Origin of the sequence: Bacillus sp. B4EP4a (assembly GCF_006680105.1) — a bacterium.
In the GTDB taxonomy this organism is placed as follows: Bacteria; Bacillota; Bacilli; order Bacillales; family DSM-1321; genus Peribacillus; species Peribacillus simplex_E.
Map to the genome: position 1 here is coordinate 158267 of NZ_VHIK01000003.1, position 24281 is coordinate 182547.

The 24281-nt window shown below is 43.5% G+C and carries 20 protein-coding genes; 1 reads left to right on the forward strand and 19 read right to left on the reverse strand.

The window, feature by feature from the left end; translation table 11 throughout:
• Window positions 1-75 precede the first annotated feature (75 nt).
• The 7 genes from priA to FNK51_RS01265 all read right to left on the reverse strand — a co-directional run bounded on the left by priA (window position 76) and on the right by FNK51_RS01265 (window position 8820).
• Window positions 76-2487, reverse strand: a complete 2412-nt coding sequence (priA, locus tag FNK51_RS01235; protein ID WP_141992202.1) for a primosomal protein N' — start codon at window positions 2485-2487, stop codon at window positions 76-78.
• 6 nt (window positions 2488-2493) lie between these two features.
• On the reverse strand, window positions 2494-3702 hold the full coding sequence (gene coaBC / locus FNK51_RS01240) for a bifunctional phosphopantothenoylcysteine decarboxylase/phosphopantothenate--cysteine ligase CoaBC (RefSeq protein WP_141992203.1): 1209 nt from the start codon (window positions 3700-3702) through the stop codon (window positions 2494-2496).
• A gap of 259 nt (window positions 3703-3961) precedes the next feature.
• Window positions 3962-4165, reverse strand: a complete 204-nt coding sequence (rpoZ, locus tag FNK51_RS01245) for a DNA-directed RNA polymerase subunit omega (protein WP_076366615.1) — start codon at window positions 4163-4165, stop codon at window positions 3962-3964.
• A gap of 3 nt (window positions 4166-4168) precedes the next feature.
• On the reverse strand, window positions 4169-4783 hold the full coding sequence (gene gmk, locus FNK51_RS01250; protein ID WP_034313809.1) for a guanylate kinase: 615 nt from the start codon (window positions 4781-4783) through the stop codon (window positions 4169-4171).
• Between the two features lie 10 nt (window positions 4784-4793).
• A complete protein-coding gene (gene remA, locus FNK51_RS01255; RefSeq protein WP_034313813.1) occupies window positions 4794-5057 on the reverse strand; it encodes an extracellular matrix/biofilm regulator RemA in 264 nt (87 codons plus the stop codon).
• Between the two features lie 53 nt (window positions 5058-5110).
• Window positions 5111-5986, reverse strand: coding sequence for a YicC/YloC family endoribonuclease (locus tag FNK51_RS01260; protein ID WP_141992204.1), 876 nt, complete (start codon window positions 5984-5986; stop codon window positions 5111-5113).
• Window positions 5987-6141: 155 nt separating this feature from the next.
• The gene (locus tag FNK51_RS01265) at window positions 6142-8820 is read right to left on the reverse strand and encodes a calcium-translocating P-type ATPase, SERCA-type (protein WP_141992229.1); all 2679 of its coding nucleotides are present in this window, start codon (window positions 8818-8820) and stop codon (window positions 6142-6144) included.
• Window positions 8821-9219: 399 nt separating this feature from the next.
• On the opposite strand from FNK51_RS01265, the gene FNK51_RS01270 reads away from it, so the two are divergent.
• On the forward strand, window positions 9220-10941 hold the full coding sequence (locus FNK51_RS01270) for an Rqc2 family fibronectin-binding protein (RefSeq protein WP_141992205.1): 1722 nt from the start codon (window positions 9220-9222) through the stop codon (window positions 10939-10941).
• A gap of 53 nt (window positions 10942-10994) precedes the next feature.
• Here the strand turns inward: FNK51_RS01270 and pyrE are convergent, their stop codons facing one another.
• The 12 genes from pyrE to lspA form a co-directional block, all read right to left on the reverse strand.
• Window positions 10995-11630: an orotate phosphoribosyltransferase gene (pyrE, locus tag FNK51_RS01275; RefSeq protein WP_098371060.1), complete on the reverse strand. Its 636-nt coding sequence runs from the start codon at window positions 11628-11630 to the stop codon at window positions 10995-10997.
• Window positions 11624-12340, reverse strand: a complete 717-nt coding sequence (gene pyrF, locus FNK51_RS01280; RefSeq protein WP_141992206.1) for an orotidine-5'-phosphate decarboxylase — start codon at window positions 12338-12340, stop codon at window positions 11624-11626. Before pyrF ends, pyrE begins: the two co-directional genes overlap by 7 nt.
• A complete protein-coding gene (locus tag FNK51_RS01285) occupies window positions 12312-13253 on the reverse strand; it encodes a dihydroorotate dehydrogenase (protein ID WP_098371062.1) in 942 nt (313 codons plus the stop codon). The genes pyrF and FNK51_RS01285 overlap by 29 nt, the downstream gene beginning before the upstream one ends.
• The gene (locus tag FNK51_RS01290; RefSeq protein ID WP_098371063.1) at window positions 13250-14029 is read right to left on the reverse strand and encodes a dihydroorotate dehydrogenase electron transfer subunit; all 780 of its coding nucleotides are present in this window, start codon (window positions 14027-14029) and stop codon (window positions 13250-13252) included. Before FNK51_RS01290 ends, FNK51_RS01285 begins: the two co-directional genes overlap by 4 nt.
• Window positions 14026-17232, reverse strand: a complete 3207-nt coding sequence (gene carB / locus FNK51_RS01295) for a carbamoyl-phosphate synthase large subunit (protein ID WP_141992207.1) — start codon at window positions 17230-17232, stop codon at window positions 14026-14028. Before carB ends, FNK51_RS01290 begins: the two co-directional genes overlap by 4 nt.
• The gene (locus FNK51_RS01300) at window positions 17211-18317 is read right to left on the reverse strand and encodes a carbamoyl phosphate synthase small subunit (RefSeq protein ID WP_141992208.1); all 1107 of its coding nucleotides are present in this window, start codon (window positions 18315-18317) and stop codon (window positions 17211-17213) included. Before FNK51_RS01300 ends, carB begins: the two co-directional genes overlap by 22 nt.
• Complete coding sequence (locus FNK51_RS01305) at window positions 18314-19600, reverse strand: dihydroorotase (RefSeq protein WP_098371066.1); 1287 nt, start codon at window positions 19598-19600, stop codon at window positions 18314-18316. The genes FNK51_RS01300 and FNK51_RS01305 overlap by 4 nt, the downstream gene beginning before the upstream one ends.
• Entirely contained in the window at window positions 19563-20498 is a 936-nt protein-coding gene (locus FNK51_RS01310) for an aspartate carbamoyltransferase catalytic subunit (RefSeq protein ID WP_141992209.1), read from the reverse strand. Before FNK51_RS01310 ends, FNK51_RS01305 begins: the two co-directional genes overlap by 38 nt.
• Before the next feature lie 194 nt (window positions 20499-20692).
• Window positions 20693-21982, reverse strand: a complete 1290-nt coding sequence (locus FNK51_RS01315; protein ID WP_098371067.1) for a solute carrier family 23 protein — start codon at window positions 21980-21982, stop codon at window positions 20693-20695.
• A 176-nt stretch (window positions 21983-22158) separates the two neighbouring features.
• Window positions 22159-22701, reverse strand: coding sequence for a bifunctional pyr operon transcriptional regulator/uracil phosphoribosyltransferase PyrR (pyrR, locus tag FNK51_RS01320; RefSeq protein ID WP_098371383.1), 543 nt, complete (start codon window positions 22699-22701; stop codon window positions 22159-22161).
• A 196-nt stretch (window positions 22702-22897) separates the two neighbouring features.
• Window positions 22898-23815, reverse strand: coding sequence for an RluA family pseudouridine synthase (locus FNK51_RS01325; protein WP_141992210.1), 918 nt, complete (start codon window positions 23813-23815; stop codon window positions 22898-22900).
• The gene (gene lspA, locus FNK51_RS01330; protein WP_098371069.1) at window positions 23808-24278 is read right to left on the reverse strand and encodes a signal peptidase II; all 471 of its coding nucleotides are present in this window, start codon (window positions 24276-24278) and stop codon (window positions 23808-23810) included. Before lspA ends, FNK51_RS01325 begins: the two co-directional genes overlap by 8 nt.
• Window positions 24279-24281: the final 3 nt, after the last annotated feature.

The window sequence follows — 24281 nt, forward strand, 5'->3', positions numbered from 1 at the left end:
ATATGAAAAACAACACTTCATTATATAAAAACGCAAGCTGTAACAGCTCGCGGTAATCATCCATCTCTTAAACAATTACATCATGATCTGTGGATTTAAATCTATTGAAATCTGCAGATGATTTTGAGCGGTTTCTTTTTGGTAATGCTCCAAAAGTGTGCGTAGATGCTGATTAAGGTCCGGCTCTCGTTTGTATTTTATCAGACATTGATAGCGATATCTATTGTTGATTCGACTAATGGGAGAAGCAACCGGACCTAGTACGATAGAATCCCGATTCAATCGTGAGCCTAAATAATTGGTGATTTTTTCAGTAACACTGACCGTCTTCATTAAGTCTTCATGTGAAACGGTTATAAGGACAACATAATAATAGGGAGGGTAATGACTTTGCCTCCTTAGATGCATCTCCCGTTCATAAAAAGCATCAAAATCCTGTAAGGCAGAAAGCTCGATGCTGTAATGCTCAGGCGTATAGGTTTGGATGACCACTTCTCCCGGAAGCTGATGACGTCCCGCCCTTCCGCTTACCTGTGTCAGCAGCTGGAATGTCTTTTCAGAAGAACGGAAATCAGGCAGATGCAGCATCGTATCAGCTGATAGGACTCCAACAAGAGTGATATTAGGAAAATCAAGGCCTTTTGCTATCATTTGGGTACCTAGCAATATATCGGCCTTCCCTTCACCAAAAGCATTCAGCAACCGCTCATGTGAACCTTTCTTGCTCGTCGTGTCAACATCCATTCGTATGACCCGTGCTTCAGGGAGGATTTTTGCTAGCTCTTCTTCAACCTTTTGAGTGCCTGTACCGAAGAACCTTATATGTTCACTTTCACATTCAGGGCAAACGGAAGGCATTCCCTCTTCAAACCCACAATAATGGCATTTCATTATATCATTAAAGCGATGATAAGTAAGTGAAATGTCACAATTAGGGCAGTTGATGACCAATCCGCAGCTTCGGCACATCACAAAGGAAGAATGTCCCCTTTTATTTAGCATCAGGACTGTTTGCTCTCCCTTCTCAAGCCGGTCTTTCAGCTTGGTAAAGAGCAGCTCCGAAAACATGGAACGATTTCCCGTTCTTAGTTCTTCCCTCATATCTACAATATCCACTGCTGGCAACGCATTTTTATTCATCCTCTGGCTAAGGGTCAATAATTTATAGACGTTTTTCTTGGCACGCGCAAAAGATTCAAGTGTAGGTGTGGCGCTGCCAAGAATTACCGGACACTTATATGATTTTGCTCTTTCAACGGCAACATCCCTGGCGTGGTACCTTGGGGTTTCTTCTTGCTTATAACTGGATTCATGTTCTTCATCAATGATGATCAGCCCCAGGTTTTCAAAAGGAGCAAACACGGCTGAACGCGCCCCCACCACCACTTTAACTTCCTTACGATGAATTTTCCGCCATTCATCATATTTTTCACCTACGGATAAACCGCTATGCATGACAGCTACCTGCTCACCAAATCGTTCCTTAAACCGCTTCACTGTCTGTGGCGTTAAGGAGATTTCAGGTACAAGCATGATGGCTTCCTTCCCTTTTTCAATGACAGAGGCAATTGCCTGTAGATACACTTCCGTCTTCCCGCTGCCTGTTACACCATATAAAAGAAAGACATCATGTTCATCATGATGTATTTTCTCGTTGATGGGCTTCAAGGCAGCTGTTTGTTCAGCTGTTAGTGTAAAGGGTGTGGATTTTTCGAACACACGGTTTTCATACGGATCACGGTATATTTCTTGATCCATTTCCGCCAAAGCCCCTTTTGCCACTAGGGATTTGACGGTACCGCTCGATGTGTTTATCAATTCAAGCAATTCCTTTAACGGAATGGGTTCTTGATGTTCAATAAAGTATTGAAGGAGTTCCTGTTGTTTTTTTGCATGGCTGGACATGGCTGATGCCATTTCTTTCAGTTCCTTAGGGGAAAGCAAAGATTTAATGACACGGACCGTCTTCTTATTTAGTCGGTTTTTCACATTATATACGAGTTCAAGATTGCCATTTTGCATTTCCTTTTGGAAGAGGGAGGCGTTCTCCCCTTCAATCACGTCTTTCCAGGATATTGAATCATTTTTTCCGAAAAGGTTTTGAATGAAGAGAGGCAGCTGCTCCTTTTTATCTTCAACGACTTTAATAACTTTTTCATACTTTGCTTTCATCGCTGCCGGAAGCATGGCCTGCAGCGCTGAAATTTTAAAACACATCGCCTCTTTAGTCAACCAGTCACCAAGCTGCAGCAATTCATCATTAAGGATAGGCTCCAAATCCATTGGTTCCTTTATATTGCGTAATTTCGCAAAGTCGCTTTTAGCTTTTAAGCCTGTGACGAATCCCTGCACCATTCTTGGACCGAATGGGACGATGACCCGCATTCCGGGCTTGATGACTTGGTTCCACTTTTCAGGTATGCGATAGTCGAATTCTCGATCCGTTTGTTTAGCAGGTACATCCACGATGACGGATGCTATATCCATAAGACATCATTCCTTTTGCATGCGGGATACTTCTGCCAGGATGCTTTTAGCTATATCCGCTTTACTCATTTTTGGAAGTTCGATCGCACTTCCATCTTTATCGTAAATGGTCACGATGTTCGTATCCGTTCCAAATCCTGCCCCTGCGACGGTAACATTATTGGCAACGATCATATCTGCGTTCTTTTTGACTAATTTTCCTCTAGCGTATTCTTCGACGTTGTTCGTTTCAGCCGCAAAACCTACCAAGATCTGATGAGTTTTATTTTCACCGAGTTCCTTAAGGATATCCTTTGTCCGTTCAAATTCAATCACATTTTCCCCTGGCTGCTTTTTCATCTTTTGAGCATGATAAATCTTTGGTTTATAGTCCGCCACTGCAGCCGTCATGATTACGACGTCACTGGAATCGAACTGATCGAATACCGCATCATACATATCCGCTGCCGATTCCACTGGTATTACTCTAGCCTTGAAAGGTGGCGTCAAGTTCACGGGGCCAGTAATCAATGTCACTTCAGCACCCATTTCAATTGCCTCTTCGGCTAGGGCATAGCCCATTTTGCCGCTGGAATGATTCGTCACGTAACGCACCGGATCAACCGCTTCACGAGTCGGTCCTGCCGTTATCAAATATTTCTTTCCTTTAAGAGGCTGTTTCTGTGATTTGCGTTCACCGAAATATCGATTAAGATGTTCCACGATTGTTTCCGGTTCCTCCAATCGCCCTTTTCCTACATAACCGCAGGCCAAATACCCTTCACCCGGTTCAATGAATTGATATCCAAACGACCGAAGTGTCTCCATATTTTTCTGAACCGCTGGATGGGCGTACATGTGCACATTCATTGCCGGCGCAACCCAAACAGGTGCTTCCGTTGCCAGTAGCGTGGTCGTGATCATATCATCCGCGATTCCATTGGCCACCTTGCCAATGACATTGGCTGTAGCTGGGGCCAACAGGATGATATCAGCCCAATCAGCCAAGTCGATGTGGGCAATGACTGAAGAATCCTTCTCATCAAAAGTATCTGTATAAACATCATTTCTCGAAAGTGCCTGAAAGGTGAGCGGCGTCACGAACTTACGTGCCGATTCACTCATGATCACTTTTACATGCGCACCTTCCTGAGTTAATTTACTTGTCAGGGCAGCAGCCTTATATACAGCAATCCCGCCGGTGACACAAAGAAGTACTTTTTTATCGATAAGCATGCAAATTTCCCCTAACTATACATTCTTTTTTTCTAATTATGACGGAAAACCGAAGAAATTTCATTTGAAATGCGCAATATCATATGGATTCCCCCAACATTCCATATCTTTCAGGATTTCATCTATGACTTTGGTTACTTTTAAAAAAATCAAAACAAACAGGCCTGACACCTTGGCCGCAGGAAGGAAGCACTTTCCAAATGTAACGCTCCTGTTTGCTTTAGGGTGTCAGGCCCGATAGGTCAAGCTATGTGTTCTCTTAGTTTTCCTCGTAAGAATTATCATAAGTCAATTTACCGGAATGAATTTCTTCAAGGGCACGACCTACCGCTTTATGGGAAACCGGTTTTACGAGGCAGTTATCTTTAATTTGCATTTCCCTGGCGCGTTTAGCCGCCACTGATACAAGTGAGTATTTAGAATCGATTTTAAGTAATAGAGAATCAATTGATGGATATAACATAATTTATTCCGCCTCCAACATTTTTTTATATAAAACAGCAACTCTTTCCCGACGGCAATGCTCGGCAATTACAATTGCATTAATTCGCGCACATGCGGCATCCACATGATCATTTTCAACAACATAATCGTACAGATCCATAAGTTCTATTTCTTCCTTAGCCACCTTCATCCTTCCTTTTATCGCTTCCTCCGTCTCGGTTCCGCGAGTAACGATGCGGCTTTCGAGTTCAGTCAAACTCGGAGGAGCAAGGAAAATGAAAAGTCCTTCAGGGAATTTCTCCCGGACCTGTTTAGCTCCTTGAACTTCTATTTCCAGAAATACATCTTTTCCGGAATCGATTGTTTCACGGACATAATCCACGGGTGTTCCATAATAATTACCGACGAACTCAGCATATTCCAGCAATTTTCCTTCTTCGATAAGTGCTTCGAATTCCTCGCGTTTTTTGAAGAAATAGTCCACTCCGTCCACTTCACCATGGCGTGGCAGCCGTGTCGTCATCGAAATTGAATATTCGAATGCCGTTCCTGGCTGTGAAAAAATTGCCTTCCTTACAGTTCCTTTACCAACACCGGATGGACCGGACAAAACGATTAATAAACCTTTTTCTCTCATATTGTTTCAGTTACCCCTCTTCTACGCTGTCATCTCTATCTTGGAGCCGTGCGGCAACCGTTTCCGGTTGAACGGCAGATAAGATAACATGGTCGCTGTCTGTAATTATTACGGCCCTGGTTCTTCTACCATATGTAGCATCTATTAAGGATCCGCGGTCCCGGGCGTCTTGGATGATCCTTTTGATCGGAGCCGATTCCGGGCTCACGATTGATACGATCCGGTTTGCGGAAACGATATTCCCAAAACCAATATTAATGAGCTTTATTGACATTTTTGTCCCCCATTCATATCTATTGTCACCTTGTTAGGTTCATCATAAACCGACTACTCGATATTTTGAACCTGTTCCTTTAATTTTTCAAGAAGACTTTTCATTTCCACCACTTCTTTGGTAATGGCCGAATCATTTGCCTTTGATCCAATCGTATTGACTTCCCTGTTCATTTCCTGGACAAGGAAGTCAAGTTTCCTTCCAATTGGTTCACTATGGGTAAGCGTCCTTGAAAATTGCTGTACATGGCTATCGAGTCTGGTCAGTTCTTCATTTATATCACATTTATCAGCAAAAATGGCCGCTTCTGTAACAATGCGGCTATCTTCAATCAATCCTTCAGTCAACTCAGCCAGTTTGATTTCCAACCGGGCTTTATATTTCTCGACGACTGAAGGTGCATGCATTTTGACCCCTGCTACAATCTCACCGAACTTTTTCAGCTGGCGTTTCATGTCCAAGGCCAGTTCCTGACCTTCCAGGTTCCGCATTTTTTTCAGATTTTCCAATGCCCCCGTGACAGCCTTCAATAACAGGGATTCCAAATCGGCAGGAACCGCAGGTACTTCTTCCGTTATGAAAATCGATTCAAGTTGCAGCATATCCTGTAATGCAATGGAACTTTCCAGATTGTACTTTCGCTTGACTTCATCCATCAAACCCACATACTGATCCGCAAGATTCCAATCGATCTTCACCTTTTTGGAAACCAGGCTCTCACCTTCCACTGTGATGAAGATTTCCACCCGTCCCCTTCTTATGTATTGATTCGCCTTCTTCTTTACCTTTTCTTCCAAAACCAAAAGCTGGCGCGGAATCCGAATCGTATATTCACAAAAACGATGGTTCACGGTCTTAATTTCGGCAAAAACCTTGACCTGTTCGTTTTCCGCTTCTTCTCTTCCATAGCCCGTCATACTGGTAACCATGGTTCCACATCCTATCAAACATAATGTAGTAATTTGGCCTTTAACTTTCATTATATATTAGCTACAGCACGAAAACTTAAGCTCACAAATAAAATACTACAAAAATAAAAAGGCAATAGAGCATGACTCTACCACCTTAAAGATTATATCATATATCATTGTGCTTTTCTTGCTAAAAAGGTTCCAGCCAGTAAAAAAGTTGGAATGGATGCCATCCCTATAACTAATAGCCAATCCCTTCCCGAAATCGGTACCGTATGAAAGATTGTTTGTAGAGGCTGCACATACATGACGGCTACCATCAATAATAGGGAGGACAGTACCGCCCCCACTAGATAAAGGTTACCGAATGGATTTCTCGAGAAGATCGAACGTTCGCTTCGGCAATCGAATACATGTATTAGCTGAGCCAGGACCAAGGTAGCGAACGCAATCGTTTGTGCATAAGCAAGATTATCCGGATTTGCACGGTATACCACATAAAATGCGATCAATGTAGAAATCCCGATCAGAAAACCACGAGAGATGATCTTCCAGCCAAGCCCTCTTCCAAAAACACCTTCATTAGCATTTCTTGGATTTCTTTTCATTACATCTTCTTCTGCGGAATCCAGTCCCAATGCCATCGCAGGCAGTCCGTCGGTAACAAGGTTCACGAATAAGATCTGGATTGGTATCAAAGGTAACGGCAAGGCACATAGCATCGCAAAAAACATGACCAAAATCTCCCCAACATTGGAAGCAAGCAGATAACGGATGAACTTCCTGATGTTTTCGTAAATATTCCTGCCTTCTTTGATGGCCGATTTAATTGTGGCAAAATTGTCGTCAACCAATATCAAGGAAGAAGCTTCCTTAGCGACATCAGTACCCGTGATACCCATGGATATACCAATATCCGCTGATTTTATCGCAGGGGCATCATTGACACCATCCCCTGTCATTGCAACTACATGTCCTTTATTTTGCAAGGCTTTTACGATTTTCAACTTATGTTCCGGGGAAACGCGGGCAAATACCGAAACACTTTCAACAACTTCCTCAAGTTCCCCTACTTCCATGTCGGCCAATTGCCGTCCTTCTAGTACGCGGTCTTTTCCTTTTAAAATACCAAGTTCTTTAGCTATTGCCTTTGCTGTTATTACATGGTCGCCAGTAATCATGACAGTTTTGATTCCGGCATCCCTGCATTCCTTAACTGCCTGCTTCACTTCCGGACGTGGGGGATCGATCATGCCTTGCAGTCCCATGAAGGTCAAATTGCGTTCAGCTTCGGTTTCATGAAGCAAAATCGTTCCTTTTGAAAGGGGTTTATAACCAACAGCAATCATTCGAAGTGCCTGAGAGGCAAGCTCATTCATGTCCTGTTGCACCCTTTCCTTACTCTTCTGATTCAATATTTCCGATTTTCCTTCCCAAAGAATCGTGTCGGACTGGGCGATCAATACATCAGGGGCCCCTTTTACGATGACGAAATGATTATCTTTATCATCCTTCACTATGACACTCATCATTTTGCGGCTCGAGTCAAATGGAAACTCCTTGACTATCGTAAACCTCTTAGACAAGTGTTCCCTCGTCAAGCCCGCTTTCATTGCCGTGACCAACATCGCCCCTTCTGTCGGATCACCGTCCAAAATATATCGTTTACCATCCTCCTTTAACTCGGCTTTATTACAGAGCATGCCGAATGTAATTATTTGAAGCAAGGCATTATGGTTTTTCGGGGCAACTGAAACTCCCTCTAAGGAAAACTCTCCGACAGGATTATAACCAGTACCGCCAACATCCCAAGTTTTCCCTCCACTCCAGACCTTCGTCACCGTCATTTTGTTTTGTGTCAGTGTACCTGTCTTATCTGAGCAAATCACCGTTGCGCAGCCAAGCGTTTCTACGGCAGGAAGCTTGCGGACAATCGCTTTTTGTTTGATCATACGCTGAACGCCCAAAGACAATGCTACGGTCACAATGGCTGGCAAGCCTTCAGGAATCGCCGCAACAGCCAAAGATACCCCGGCCAAAAACATCGTATAAAGATCATGCCCTTGAATGACGCCAGTCAGGACCACGATTACAGTTAATATTAAAGCCGTGACGATCAAAATTTTGCCTAGCTGCTCCAACCTCCGTTGAAGCGGTGTTTCTTTTGTTTCTGCAGTCTGCAAGAGATCCGCAATCTTGCCCATCGCCGTATTCATTCCTGTAGCGATTACGATTCCTACCCCATTTCCTCTTGTTACCATCGTTCCCATAAACGCCATATTTTCCTGATCACCGATACCTTCAACCTCATTCATCAATGGATCAGAACATTTAACGGCCGGGAGTGACTCGCCGGTAAGTGCAGACTCTTCTATTTCAAGGCTTGACTGGTCGATGATCCGTAAATCGGCACCAATTCGGTCACCACTCGAAAACTTCAGGATATCCCCTACTACGACTTCTCTCGATGGGACTTTCAGCCACTGGCCATCCCGAAGTATGTTAACTTGCGGCGCAGCCATTTCCTTTAGGGCATCCAGGGATTTCTCGGCCTTCCGTTCTTGAAAAAACCCAAGTAATCCATTCAAAAAAACAATCGCCATGATGGCAATCGCATCGATATATTCACCCAATATCCCGGAGACTAAGGTCGCGGCAAGTAAAACTATGACCATGAAATCTTTGAATTGGGCGAAAAATAAAAGAATGGCTGACTGTTTTTCTCCTTCCTTCAATTCGTTAAAGCCATGCTTTCGCAGCCTGTCCTTTACTTCATCATCGTCCAAACCGTGTGTAACGTTTGTTTGAAGCGCTTTCTCCATTTCTTGATTATTCATTTCCTTGAACTCCATCAAGTATCACACATCCCTTTGAATAGAATGAAATAGGCTCCTGTATACATCTCAACAGGCGCTTTTTGCTTTACTCATCCAACACCTGCCTGCTTACCGATACATAAAACAACCTGCTCTTCTTCCATGATTATTCAGACTCGTCCAAAATAATGCTATAATTAAACAGAATTGCGGAAAGAAGAACGATCCGGATAATTTAATGAATGAACGACCGCTAATCATGATGAATGGACCCAAATTTGTATTTAATCTCTGGAACCAAAAAAAGTAGCCATTCAATTTACCTGAACTAACAACTCCAGCTTTTCACCCAGTTCGCTAAAAAATTGGGATTAGCTAAAATGGGCAGCCAAAATGAGTTCTTAGAAAATCTTATGTAAAGGAAGTAAAAATAGAATGTCATTTGATGGATTATTCACGAAAGCGATGACGGAAGAAATCGCTTCTTTATTAAAAGGTGGACGAATCAATAAGGTACATCAGCCTTATAAAAATGAAGTAATACTGGTTGTTCGTGCTGGAGGTAAGAACCATAAGCTCCTATTATCAGCCCACCCAAGTTATTCGAGGGTGCAAATGACCGAAGAGAGTTATGAAAATCCCAAAGAGGCACCCATGTTCTGTATGCTTCTTAGGAAGCACCTCGAGGGCTATACGATAGAAAATATTTATCAATATGGACTTGATAGAATGATCATTTTTGAAGTGAAGGGCCGCAATGAGCTTGGGGATGTCTCTCAAAAGCAGTTAATCATCGAAATCATGGGGCGTCACAGCAACATTGTTTTAGTCGATAAAGAACGAAATATGATTTTGGACAGCATTAAGCATGTTTCACATGCCGTTAACAGTTATCGGGCGATATTGCCTGGCCAGGAATATTTGGCCCCGCCCGCTCAAGAAAAGAAGAATCCATTCGAGGCTACCGAGGACGATATAAGGAAGAATATTGACTTCAATGCAGGAAAGCTGGATCGACAGCTTGTTGCCCATTTTTCTGGAGTTTCACCATTAGTTGCAAAGGAAGCCGTTTACCGGGCTGGACTTGCCAACAGCACGACCCTTCCATCAGCTTTTTTAAAGATTATCCAAGAAATCTCGGAGCAATACTATACTGCGATGATCAAACAAGATGGAAATAAAGAAGTTTTTTATATGCTTCCACTAGAGCATCTGAATGGGAATCAACGTACATTTCCTTCATTGAGCGAGATGCTCGACCGCTATTACTTCGGAAAGGCAGAAAGAGATCGGGTTAAGCAAAAGAGCCAGGATGTAGAACGTTTCATTACTAATGAAATAGAAAAAAACTCAAAAAAAATCGGGAAGCTCGAACGTACATTAAAAGATACGGAACGCGGAGAACAGTATCAGTTGTTCGGTGAGCTTCTTACAGCTAATCTATATCAAATGAAAAAAGGCATGAAGGAAATAGAAGTCGTCAATTATTATGATGAAGAACAAAGTATGGTCACCATCCCGCTTGACCCATTAAAAAATCCATCAGATAATGCACAGAAGTACTTCTCCAGATACCAAAAGTCCAAAAATGCAGTCGGAGTCGTCCAAGAACAAATCGAAAAAACAAAATTGGAATTGGCCTACTTTGAAGCCTTGCATCAGCAGCTCCAATCAGCTTCACCCAGAGATATAGAGGAGATTCGCGAAGAACTTCAGGAAGAAGGATACATTAGGCAAAAAAAGAAAAAAGGCATGAAAAAGCCTGCAAATGCAAAACCGCAGCTTGAAACATATTATGCTACAGATGGAGATCTCATTTTTGTCGGGAAGAATAATAAACAAAATGATTATCTAACGAATAAGTTTGCACGCCGTGATGAAATATGGCTTCATACCAAAGATATACCTGGCTCACATGTTGTGATTCGAAATGAATCGCCAAGTGAAAAAACGATAAAAGAGGCAGCCGTATTAGCAGCTTTCTTCAGTAAAGCACAGCAATCGAGCTCAGTGCCCGTTGACTTCACACAAGTTCGCCATGTTAAGAAACCGAATGGTTCCAAACCCGGGTTCGTGATCTACGACCAGCAGCAGACCGTATATATTACACCTGATGCCGATACTGTCATACGCTTAAAGGAAGCTGTAAAGGATTGAAAGGTAAAAAAATAGAGGTGGCCCAATCCTTTGTGATTGGGCCACCTCTATTTTCATGCAGAAATCCAAGCCGTATCAGCTGGATTCTCCCGCCATTTTTTTAGCTTTTCCAATTCTTCTGCTGTGATGTACCCTTTTTCATTAGCGACTTTTATCAAAGTCGAGTAGTCACTCAATGAATGGTTAATAATGCCCTCAGCATCGAATTTTTCTTTTCCTTTTTCCAATTCATAAGTAAAGATTGAAACGACTCCTAGAACATCACAGCCAGCTTCTTTCAGTGCATTAACAGCAGTAATCACACTTCCGCCGGTTGAAATCAAGTCTTCCACAACCACCACTTTTTGTCCTGGAACAGCACGGCCTTCGATTTGATTGCCCTTTCCGTGCTCCTTGGCTTTGGATCGAACATAGCACATCGGTGCATTTAATTTTTCACTCACCCAAGCTGCATGCGGAATGCCGGCAGTTGCTGTGCCTGCAATCAGTTCAGCCTCAGGGAAATTCTGTTCAATCAATCCTTTCAATCCTTCCGCTATTTCATTGCGAACCTCTGGGTATGAAAGGGTTAAGCGGTTGTCACAATAAATGGGTGATTGAATTCCAGATGCCCAAGTAAAGGGGTCATTCGGCTGTAGGTACACTGCTTTTATTTCCAATAGATGTTCAGCTATCTTATTATTTAACATGATATTCCCTCCCAAGCTGCTTTCATATCCAAATACGCCCTTAATGGATCTGCCGCCCCCGTTATGGCTCTCCCTACAACGATGGCATCCGCTCCAAAATCCCTAGCCTGTTCAGGCGTGGCAATTCTCTTTTGATCATGCGCCTGTCCACCTGCACTTCGGATTCCAGGTGTGACCGTTAAGAATTCATGACCGATGCGTTCATGTATGTTCTTTACTTCATGGGTGGAACAGACGACGCCATCCAATCCTGCCTGTCTAGTAAGTTTTGCATAATGGAGGACCGAGTCCTCCAGAGATCCGGCAATGTTTTGCTCAACATTCATTTGTTCTTGTGACGTGCTCGTCAGTTGGGTAACCCCTATGCATAATGGACGTTTTTTACCAGCGGACGTTCCCTTATCCAAACCTTCCATGGCTGCTTCCATCATCTTTTGTCCACCCGCCGCATGTACATTGACCATGTCAGCCCCTAAAGTTGCCAATCCTGTCATGGCCATTTTGACCGTATTCGGAATATCATGAAGCTTCAAGTCCAAAAACACATCGTGGCCTTGCTCTTTTACGAAAGAAATTATTGATGGTCCATTCTGATAAAATAATTCCATCCCCACTTTTACAGCCAGTTTTTCCGAATGGAACTGTTTTAGGAATTCTTCTGTTTGAATGAGGTCAGGGAAATCAAGAGCGATAATTAGTGACTGCTTCATTCTGCTTCCAGCTCCTTCCGGTACATTCTGAAATATGGTCAAATCCGAGCTCATCCAACAATTTCGGTAATTCTTCGATGATGGTCGGGCATACAAAGGGATCCACGAAGTTAGCGGTTCCCACCGCAACGGCACTTGCACCCGCATAGAAAAATTCAATGACGTCTTCCGCTGTAGCGATGCCGCCCATTCCGATGATCGGAATAGACACTTGCTGGCTTACCTCATAAATCATCCGGAGCGCAACAGGTTTTATTGCAGGACCAGATAACCCACCCGTCCTGTTAGAAAGGATCGGTCTGCCAGTTTTTAAATCCAATCGCATGCCGACTAATGTATTTATCATTGTCAAACCGTCGGCACCGCCTTCTTCTACGGCTTTAGCCATTTCCACAATATTACTGACATTCGGTGAAAGCTTCACATATACAGGGACGGAAGACACTTCCTTAACCGCCTTGGTCACCTCTTTAGCAACTTCCGGCACCGTACCGAAAGCAATGCCACCTTCTTTTACATTCGGACAAGAGATATTCAATTCAAGTGCTTTTACATTCCCCACCTTACTTATATCACTGGCTACCTTTACATAGTCATCTATTTGCGAACCGGCAACGTTGGCGATGATGGGAACATCATACCCACCTAGCCAGGCCAATTCTTCACTGATGACCTTTTCTAAACCTGGATTCTGCAGACCGATAGCGTTCAGCATTCCCGAAGAGGTTTCCGCAACACGCGGAGTCGGGTTACCGAACCTCGGCTCAGGAGTGGTCGCTTTGATCATGATCGCCCCAAGAATATCCAAGTCGAAAAATTGACTGTATTCACGGCCGAATCCAAAGCATCCAGATGCTGGCATGACCGGGTTTTTCAAGTTTAATCCTGGTAATTCAACTGAAAGCCTGCTCATAATACCACCTCTCCTGCCCGGAATACGGGTCCATCACTGCATACCTTTTTATAACTGAAACCAGTTGGATCATCCCCTGTATGACACACGCAGGCAAAGCATGCACCGATGCCGCACCCCATCCTTTCCTCAAGGGACAGGTAAAGCTTTTTCTCACGATAGCCCGCTTCCAACGCTTTTAACATTGGTGTCGGCCCGCATGAAAAGATCGTTGCAAACTCTTGCTCCAGGTTGTCTATTACAGTCGTAACAAATCCTTTTGTCCCATATGAACCATCCACCGTGGCAATATAAGTATCACCTAATTCACTGAATTCTTTTTCGTAAAAGATGGCTGACTTGGTCTGGAAGCCCAATACATGGATTACCTTAACACCTTTCGCAACCAACATCCGTGATAATTGATACAGGGGCGGGACCCCAATCCCGCCACCAACCAATAATGCCGTTTCGCCCTTTTTGGCCTCATGAACGGGAAATCCGTTGCCAAGGGGTCCAAGGATATCGACCGCTTCCGCCTCTTTACGCTGTGATAACAGCGTCGTTCCTTTACCTTCAGCGCGGTATATCATCGTGAACTGTTTTTCACTGTTGTTGTAAGAAGAAATTGAAATCGGGCGTCTTAACAATGGCTCAGTGCCATCTGTTGTCTTGACTTGGACAAACTGGCCTGGCTGATTCATCTCTGAAACCAATTCACCTTGCAGAGTAAGTTCAAAAATGGATGGGGCCAGTTCCTTATGATTTAACACCTTCATTCTTTCCTTCTTGATCATATATAGCTCACCTCACGACTTTTTTCCGTTTTTCCCATTGCTTCTGCCGAGAAAGTCATGGATTCTATCACTCTTAAAATAGCTTCTGCCGTATCAAGTGATGTTAGGCATGTCACTCCATTTTCAACCGATTCACGTCGGATTCTGAAACCATCTCGGGCCGGCTGCTTACCTTTTGTCAAAGTATTTATGACAAATTGTGCTTCCCCGTTCCGGATAACATCCAGCAGGTTTGTACCTTCTTCGCCAATTTTACCGACAATCGCAGTAGGGATGCCGGATTGCTTCAATAAGGCAGCGGTTCCGCTGGTGGCTATCAGCTTGAAACCGATATTATGGAAACGTCTTGCTAAAAGTAGCGCTTCTTGCTTATCTTTATCAGATATCGTCAATAACACCGAACCATGCCCCTTAATTTTGAAACCGGAAGCGACCAGCCCTTTGTATAAAGCCTTTTCAAGAGTGCTATCTTTCCCCATTACTTCACCAGTCGATTTCATTTCAGGTCCGAGTGAGATGTCCACACCTCTTAATTTCGCAAAAGAGAAGACCGGCACTTTCACATAGACTCCAGTTTGTTCTGGCACTAACCCCGATTTGTAACCTTGGCTTTCAAGCGTGTGGCCCAAGATGACCTTTGTGGCTAAGTTAGCCATCGGCACGTTCGTAATTTTACTTAAGAATGGAACGGTTCGGCTTGAACGTGGATTTACTTCAATCACATACACTTCTTCATTGCTGATGACATATTGAATGTTCAAGAGACCAATTATATTCAAACCTTTTGCCAATCTGGTCGTATAATCGATGATTACTTCTTTCTGTTTTTCCGTTAAATTTTGAGGCGGATAGACTGCAATCGAATCACCTGAATGGACGCCTGCACGTTCGATATGCTCCATGATTCCAGGGATAACGACCGTTTCGCCATCGGAAATTCCATCGACTTCGATTTCCTTACCCGTTAAGTAGCGGTCTATCAGGACAGGATGATCCGGATTTATTTTCACGGCATTTTTCATGTAATGCAGCAATTCTTCTTGTTTATAGACGATTTCCATCGCTCTTCCTCCGAGAACATACGATGGCCTTACTAAAACCGGATAACCAATATCTTCAGCGATGACGATCGCTTCATCAACCGATGTTGCGGTTTTACCCTTTGGCTGCGGGATGCCTAAATCCTTAAGTGCTCTTTCGAATTTATTGCGATTTTCCGCCCTATCCAGGTCTTCAAGTGAAGTACCAAGGATCTTCACTCCTCTTTCAACAAGACCATCTGCAAGGTTGATTGCTGTCTGTCCACCAAACTGGACGATGACCCCTTCCGGTTTTTCCAAATCGATGACATGCATGACATCTTCAATAGTCAATGGTTCGAAATAAAGTTTGTCGGAGATACTGAAATCCGTCGAAACTGTTTCGGGATTGTTGTTGATGATGATCGCTTCATATCCCGCTTCTTTAATGGCCCATACCGAATGTACGGTCGCATAATCAAACTCTACTCCTTGCCCGATTCTAATTGGGCCTGATCCCAGAACAATGACACTTTTCTTGTCAGTAACGATGGATTCATTCTCATCTTCGTATGTCCCATAAAAATACGGTGTTTCCGATTCGAATTCCGCAGCACATGTATCAACCATTTTGTAAACAGGGATGATCCCTTGCTGTTTACGGTACTCATAGACGTCAATTTCGGGAACTCCCCATATTTCTGCAATCGTTTTGTCAGAAAACCCTAGTTCTTTAGCCTTTTGCAATACTTCACAATCAAAAGAATGTTCTTTAAGCTGCTTTTCAAAGTCGATAATCTTTTTCAACTTATGCAAGAAGAATAAATCGATCTGGCTCCATTCGTGTATTGTTTCGATCGTTATTCCCCTTCTTAACGCTTCACCGATATAGAATAACCGTTCATCTCCCGCTTTTCGGATCCGTTTCTCTATTTTTCCATCTTCAAACTCGTCATTCAAATTAAGATGGTATATACCCGCTTCAAGGGAACGGACAGCTTTTAAGATTGATTCCTCGAATGTACGGCCGATTGCCATGACTTCTCCGGTTGCCTTCATTTGGGTCCCGAGCCTACGGTTGGCGCTTTCGAACTTATCGAAAGGCCAGCGCGGAATTTTCGTAACGACATAGTCCAGTGCCGGTTCAAAGCTGGCATAGGTTTTGCCAGTGACAGGGTTCATCATTTCATCGAGCGTCAAACCAACGGCTATCTTTGCTGCAAGCTTTGCAATTGGATATCCTGTTGCTTTTGAAGCAAGTGCCGACGAACGGCTGACCCTTGGGTTCACTTCAATGACATAATATTGATAGCTGTTTGGATCTAGCGCCAGCTGAACATTACATCCACCTTCAATCTTCAAGGCACGGATAATCTTCAAAGACGTATTTCGAAGCATTTGGTACTCTCTGTCACTTAATGTTTGGCTTGGTGCGGCAACAATTGAATCGCCTGTATGGACACCGACAGGATCGAAGTTTTCCATATTACAAACGACTATCGCATTATCATTTGAATCACGCATCACTTCATATTCCACTTCTTTGAAACCGGCAATGCTCTTCTCAAGCAGACATTGGTGTACCGGGCTGCTTTTCAGGCCACCCTCAACAATCTCGATCAGCTGCTCTTCGTTATCACAAATCCCACCGCCTGTTCCGCCAAGCGTGAAGGCAGGACGAACAATGACTGGGTAGCCGACTCGTTCAACGAATGTATAAGCCTCTTCCAAGTTATGAATAATGTCGCTATCAGGTACTGGTTCCCCTAGATCGTTCATTAGCGTACGGAAAAGGTCACGGTCTTCCGCTTGTTGGATAGCTGAAAGTTTGGTCCCAAGAATCTGTACATTGCATTCTTCCAGGATTCCTGCTTCGGCAAGCTCGACTGCCATGTTCAAACCAGTCTGTCCGCCCAAGGTAGGTAACAGTGCATCCGGGCGCTCTTTACGAATGATTTTGCTGACAAATTCCAATGTGATCGGTTCGATATAAACCGCGTCAGCCATTTCACTGTCTGTCATGATTGTAGCAGGGTTAGAGTTAATCAGGATCACACGATAACCTTCTTCTTTTAAGGCTATACACGCTTGGGTTCCTGCATAATCGAACTCGGCGGCCTGTCCGATGACGATCGGACCGGAACCAATTACTAGGATGCTTTTTATATCAGTGCGTTTTGGCATGTTTTTTCCCCCTTGTTGGTTGCAGCTTCAATCATTTGTAAGAATTCATTGAATAAGTAGTTGGCATCTTCCGGCCCTGGTGATGCTTCCGGGTGATATTGTACGGTGAAAGCCGGATACTTTTTATGGCGCAGACCTTCAATCGTATCATCATTCAATGCTGTATGTGTCACAATAAGTTCTGTATTTTCAATGGAAAGCTCTTCTACTGTATATCCATGATTTTGAGATGTGATGGATACCTTTCCGGTACGAAGGTCCCTAACCGGATGATTAGAACCTCGATGGCCGAATTTTAATTTTTCCGTATCCGCCCCGTTTGCCAGTGCGAATAATTGATGTCCTAAACAAATTCCGAATAATGGCACTTGAGTTTGGATTGTACGGATCATTTCAAGCGTCTCATGAACACTTTTCGGATCTCCAGGACCGTTTGAAAGCATCACGCCATCCGGATGATATTGCATCACTTCTTCGGCCGTGACGTTATAAGGCACAACCACGACATCACAGCCGCGCTTCGTCAACTCACGTAAAATCCCATGCTTCATGCCATAATCTACAAGAACTACCCGCGGGCCTCTGCCCGGACTGGAATAAGGTGCTTTTGTTGAAACCTGTTTCACTTGATTAGAAGGAATCACTGTTGCTTTCAACTGGGAAACGACTTCTTTTGCATCTTTATTGATATTGCAGAGCGCCCCTTTAAGTGAACCTGATTTCCTGATGATTCTAGTCAGCTTTCTCGTATCGATTCCGCTTATTCCAGGTATGTTCTTCATTTTCAGATATTCATCAAGTGATAATTGGTTTCTCCAGTTGGAAGGAAGTTCTGCCGTTTCCTTAACGACGAATCCCGATATCGCTGGATTGATGGATTCAAAATCATCCCGGTTTATTCCGTAGTTCCCGATTAATGGATACGTAAGTGTAACGATTTGACCGCAATAGGATGGATCGGATAGAATCTCCTGGTACCCCGTCATTCCTGTGTTAAAAACGACTTCACCTATTTTTTCTACGTCCCCTCCGAATGCTTCCCCAAGGAATACTGTCCCGTCTTCTAAAATTAGCTGTCTTTTCATCCTTGAACACGTCCTTTTTCCCAAGCTATTTTTCCTTCCGCAATCGTCATGACTGGCCAGCCATAACATTTCTTTTCATTAAAAGGTGTATTTTTTCCTTTTGAAGCAAACTCTTCAGCATTAATTTCTTTTTCTGTTTCCAAATCGATGAGCACGATATCCGCGATAGCACCCTCCTTTAGCTCTCCATAAGGAAGGGAGAAACTTTCAGATGGTTTGATTGTCATGAAATCGATCAATTGCTTTAATGTAATGACGCCCTTTTTAACCAATTCGGTGTAAAGCAGCGGGAAGGCCGTTTCCAATCCTACTATTCCGAAAGGAGCCAGCTGCATTCCCTGCGCTTTTTCCTCTGCCGCATGCGGGGCATGGTCAGTTGCTATAAAATCGATGGTTCCGTCAAGCAGTCCTTCTATTAATGCATCCCGATCTTCACGGCCCCTCAATGGCGGGTTCATTTTATAATTCGTATCAAGTCCCGGTATATCATCTTCACACAATAATAAGTGATGCGGTGTAACTTCGGCTGTGACGCGGATACCGGCGCGTTTGGCATCCCTTACCGTCCTTACCGATTCCTTCGTGGAAATATGGCAAACGTGATAATGGCAATCCGCCGCTTCAGCAAGGAGGATATCCCGGGCAATATGTACAGCTTCACATACTGACGGAATTCCATTGATTCCCTGTTCTTTTGAGAATCTTCCTTCATGGACGGAGCCTTTATTGATTAAGCTATTGTCTTCACAATGAGCAACTATGGCCATATCTTGAGCGGCTGCCCGTTTCATCGCTTCCAGCATCATCCCTGCTTCTTGAATTCCCACGCCATCGTCCGTAAAGGCGAAAGCACCCGTTTGTTTTAATGAAGAAAAGTCGGTCAACTCCTTGCCTGCTTCCCTAATCGTAATGGATGCATATGGGAGTACCCTGACATGAGCCGTTTCTTCAATTTTCCTGTTTAGCGCTTCAAGGTTTTCCACTGTATCGGGAACTGGCCTTGTATTAGGCATTGCCGCTACCGTAGTGAAACCGCCTCTTGCCGCTGCAAGCGTTCCACTTGCGATTGTTTCTTTATGTTCACCGCCCGGTTCGCGTAAATGGACATGCAGGTCAATGAAACCTGATGTGATAAGTAACCCTTCAGCGTCAACTACTTTACAATTTTCCGTTGCCAAGTTCTCGCCGATCTTTGTGATTACCTTGCCTTCCATTTCAATGTCCGCTTTTTTGAATGAGTTTTGATTATCTAGCAATACTCCATTTTTGATTACTGTTTTCATGAATGTTTCCCCCTTCGGATTGTTCAAGCACATTTTTTAATACGGCCATTCTAATGAACACGCCATTCTCCATTTGTTTAAAAATTCTTGAGCGGCTGCATTCGACTAAATCACTGTCTATTTCAACACCGCGGTTTATTGGTGCAGGATGCATGATGATCGCACCCGGTTTCATATTTTTTTCACGTTGTTTGGTCAGGCCGAAACTTTCCAGATAATCTCCATTTGCCTGATCGTATTTTTCATTATGCCTTTCATGCTGTATTCTGAGCAGCATGACCACATCCGAGGTAGCTACCGCATGGTCGATGTCTTCATACCTTCCTAAACTGTCTGTTCTGTCAAACCATTCAGGCGGACCCGAAAATACGACATTCGCTCCTAAACGAGTTAATGCTTCTGCATTCGATTTCGCAACTCGACTATGCCTCACATCACCGATTATGGAAATCTTCAGACCTTTGAAACTTTTAAACTCTTGTTTTATCGTCAATAAGTCCAGTAATGATTGGGTTGGATGATTTCCGCAGCCATCCCCTGCATTGATTATTGGAATCCCGATCTTCTCATTCAATTCGTCAAAATAATTATCCTGTTCATGACGGATGATCAAGGCATTTACACCTATTGCTTCTAACGTTTTAACAGTGTCATATAAGGTTTCACCTTTTAACACGGATGATGTACCCGCATCAAAAGGAATGACCTCTAGTCCCAATTTTCTTTCAGCCATTTCAAAGCTTGATTTTGTACGTGTACTTGGTTCAAAGAAGAGATTGGCAACTGTGGTCTGCTGCTTTGGATTCCAGCTAGATCCGTTGGCAAAACACTCTGCCTCATGTAAAATTCTTTCAATATCAGTTAAAGTCAATTCATTCATGGTCAATAATTTTTTCATCGATCCTGCTCCTTTCACATTTGTGATGCGGGGCATAAAAAATACCCCGCCATTAAGGACAGGGTGTAGGTCATAAAGAGTGTGAGGACACGGAATGGTTTACACTTTATCCCGTTCTCATTCTTTACAGCAACACCCTTTTAAGCCTCTCTGGACTTCTTTTAAAAGGTGATTTATTGTTTTGATGCAGTATCTTATTTTTCAAATATATCTCCGGATATTTTTTCACGGTCCGGAAGAATCAAGTTAAGAAGGATTCCGACGATGGCTGAAAGTGCCATTCCGGAAAGCGATACCGTTTCCGATAGTTGTACGAACGCTCCTCCGATTCCTAACACCAGGATGACTGAAGCTATCATCAGGTTCCTTTTCTTGTCAAAATCGACCTTATTATCAATCAGCATCCTCAATCCACTTGATGCGATGATACCGAAGAGCAAGATGGAAATACCGCCCATCACAGCTGTAGGTATCGAGCTGATGACTGCTGAAATCTTACCGTTAAAGCCAAAGATGATTGCAGTCAATGCTGCCCCACCGATGATATACACACTGTACGCCTTTGTCATAGTCAGGACCCCAATATTCTCGCCATATGAAGTCAGCGGCGGCCCACCGATTAAGGAACCAATCATGATTCCTGCTCCATCTCCTAAAATCGAGCGATGCAAACCGGGATTTTCCAAAAAATTTCTGCCGACTACTTTGCTCAGTACCATCTGGTGTCCGATATGTTCTGATAAAGTTACGATGGCGACCGGTACCATGATGGCAATGACTTCCCATGAGAAGGACGGTGTATAGGTTACATAGGGAAACATGAATTCAGGCATTTCCCACCATTGTGCTGACTTGATCGGTTCATAATCTATTATACCTGCAACAGCCGAACAGCCGTAGCCGACTATGATTCCCATTAAAATGGGGATCAAGTTAATGAATCCCTTAAAGAACACGTTGCAGATGATGGTTACCGCTAAAGTGATCAGCGCTATCACTATATATGTTACGCTGTATTTATCTTGTGGATCATACATTGCCATGTCCACGGCCGTTCCGGCTAGGCTTAATCCGATTACGATAATCACCGGACCCACCACAACCGGAGGAAGTATATTCATCAACCAGCGCAATCCGACTTTTTGGATAATCAAAGCTACTATCCCATATATGAACCCTGCTGCAAAACAGCCGATCATGGCCGCTTCCGGACCTCCTAGAGCCTTAGCCGCGATGATTGGCGAAATGAAAGCGAAAGATGAACCGAGATAAGCAGGTATCTTACCTTTGGTTATCAATAAGTATGAAAGTGTGCCCAATCCGCTTGAAACCAGTGCTACCGCCGGGCTCAATCCTACCAAGAATGGCACCAGCACCGTTGCACCGAACATGGCGAACAAATGCTGGATGCTTAACGTAATCCACTGGCCAGCCTTTGGCACGTCCTCGACATCCAGTACGATGTCCCTTTTAGTTTCTTCCATTTCCGTATCCCCCTCATGAAAATTCCATCAAAACTGCAAAAACCCTCTTTGCAATATACAAAGAGGGTTTCTCAGAAGGCGAATGCCTATGCGTAGGCACAGCTCTCCCGATTGACTCCCCTTTGCCAGCCTCTCTGGACTGTCTTTAAAAGGGTAATATGAAATTTTCATGTTGTTTAGTTTTCTAATATAGTAACTTGATCTACTTCATCTACTTCTGTTAAAGTAACTGTAATTTTTTCAGATTGAGAAGTCGGAACGTTTTTGCCGACAAAATCCGCGCGAATCGGCAATTCCCTATGTCCCCTATCCACTAATACGGCGAGCTGGATCTGCGAAGGTCTTCCCAAATCCACTAGAGCATCCATTGCCGCTCTAACGGTTCTGCCTGTGAAAAGAACATCATCCACTAAAATCACTTTCTTGTCAGTGATATTGACCGGAATGTCTGAGCCTTTTACGATGGGTTCCCCATCATTGGTCTTTTTCGAAAGGTCATCACGATAAAGTGTAATATCCAGTTCACCAAGTTCTATTTCCTTGCCTTCTATTTGATTGATGCGCTTTGCAAGTCGGTCAGCGAGGAAAATCCCGCGAGTACGTATCCCGATTAAGACGCAATTCTCAATACCCTTATTTTTCTCAATAATTTCATGGGCAATTCTCGTCAAGGCTCTGCTAATGGCCTGCTCATCAAGTACTATGGCTTTCTCATTCAACACGTCGGCCACCCCGATTCCTTTTTTCTGATAGGTTAATTTCAACAAAAAATCCTCATGCCAAGAAGGCATGAGGATTTTATCGCCATGGGCATGGTTATCCCACTTTGCGTATCCGTTTCCTTCTCAGTCTCTCTGAACTGTGTTAAAGGTTCTTATTAAGTTGTTATTATAATATATCAGAAAAACGAATTTGTCAATCCTTACTTCTACGTAATTGATTAATTAGATTTTCAAACTCTTCCGGAATCGGAGCTTCGAATTCCATATACTCATTTGTACGCGGATGAATGAAACCTAGAAGACCCGCGTGCAACGCTTGTCCATCTAATTTCAGTGTCTTTTTCGGACCATATTTCGGATCTCCCGCCAGTGGGAAGCCAATGTATTTCATGTGTACACGGATTTGATGTGTTCTTCCTGTTTCAAGCTGGCATTCCACCAAAGTGAAAGCTTTGAAGCGTTCGATGACACGGAAATGCGTGACAGCATTTTTGGAATTCGAATCTGTGACAGTCATACTTTGGCGATCTTTTTTATCGCGGCCGATCGGTGCATCGATCGTTCCGAAGTCATGAGGGATCACACCATGAACTACAGCTTGATACTTACGGGTAACCGTTTTATCAACAAGCTGCTGTACCAGTTTCTCATGTGCCATATCATTTTTGGCAACCATCAATAAACCTGATGTATCTTTGTCGATCCGATGGACGATTCCAGGCCGCATGACTCCGTTAATTCCAGAAAGATCCTTGCAGTGAGCCATCAATCCATTTACAAGCGTGCCAGATACATGTCCCGGTGCCGGATGGACGACCATGCCGCTCGGTTTATTAACAACGAGTACATCTTTATCTTCATAATAGATATCCAAATCCATTTCCTCTGCTACCGCATCCAATTCCTCAAGATCAGGAATCGTCACTTCGATTGTATCGCCAGGAATAGCATTGTAATTCGTCTTTATCGCCGTGCCATTTACCAAAACATGATCATCCTTAATCCATTGCTGGACCTGAGTACGTGACCATTCCTCATTCAAAGTGGAAAGAGCCTTATCAATCCTAACTCCTTTTAGTGTTTCATCGATGCTGTATAACCTTTTATCCATTATCTTTCTCCTTAGCGTTTTTTTCTTCTAAAAACATATGAATCACGAGCAGTCCGACACCAATTGAAAGCGCAGCATCAGCAACATTAAATACCGGGAAACTGTAGCTGAAAATATAGGTATGAACGAAATCCACTACTTCCTGACGAGCAACACGATCGATGAAATTACCAATCGCACCGCCTAGCATGAGAGCAAGTGCAACTCCAAGCAAAATGCTTTCCTTCGCCATTTTCTGAATATAATAGACAAGTCCAATAATGACAGCGATGGTGATGATGTAGAAAAACCACATTTGACCTTGTAGAATTCCCCATGCTGCCCCACGATTACGATGCGAGGTGATATATAGAAGGTTTTCAATAATTTCAATGCTTTCTCCGTACTCCATTTTTTTCACAATCATCCATTTTGTCAGCTGATCGATAGCTATGACCAAAAGGGCAATCAAATAATAAAACACATT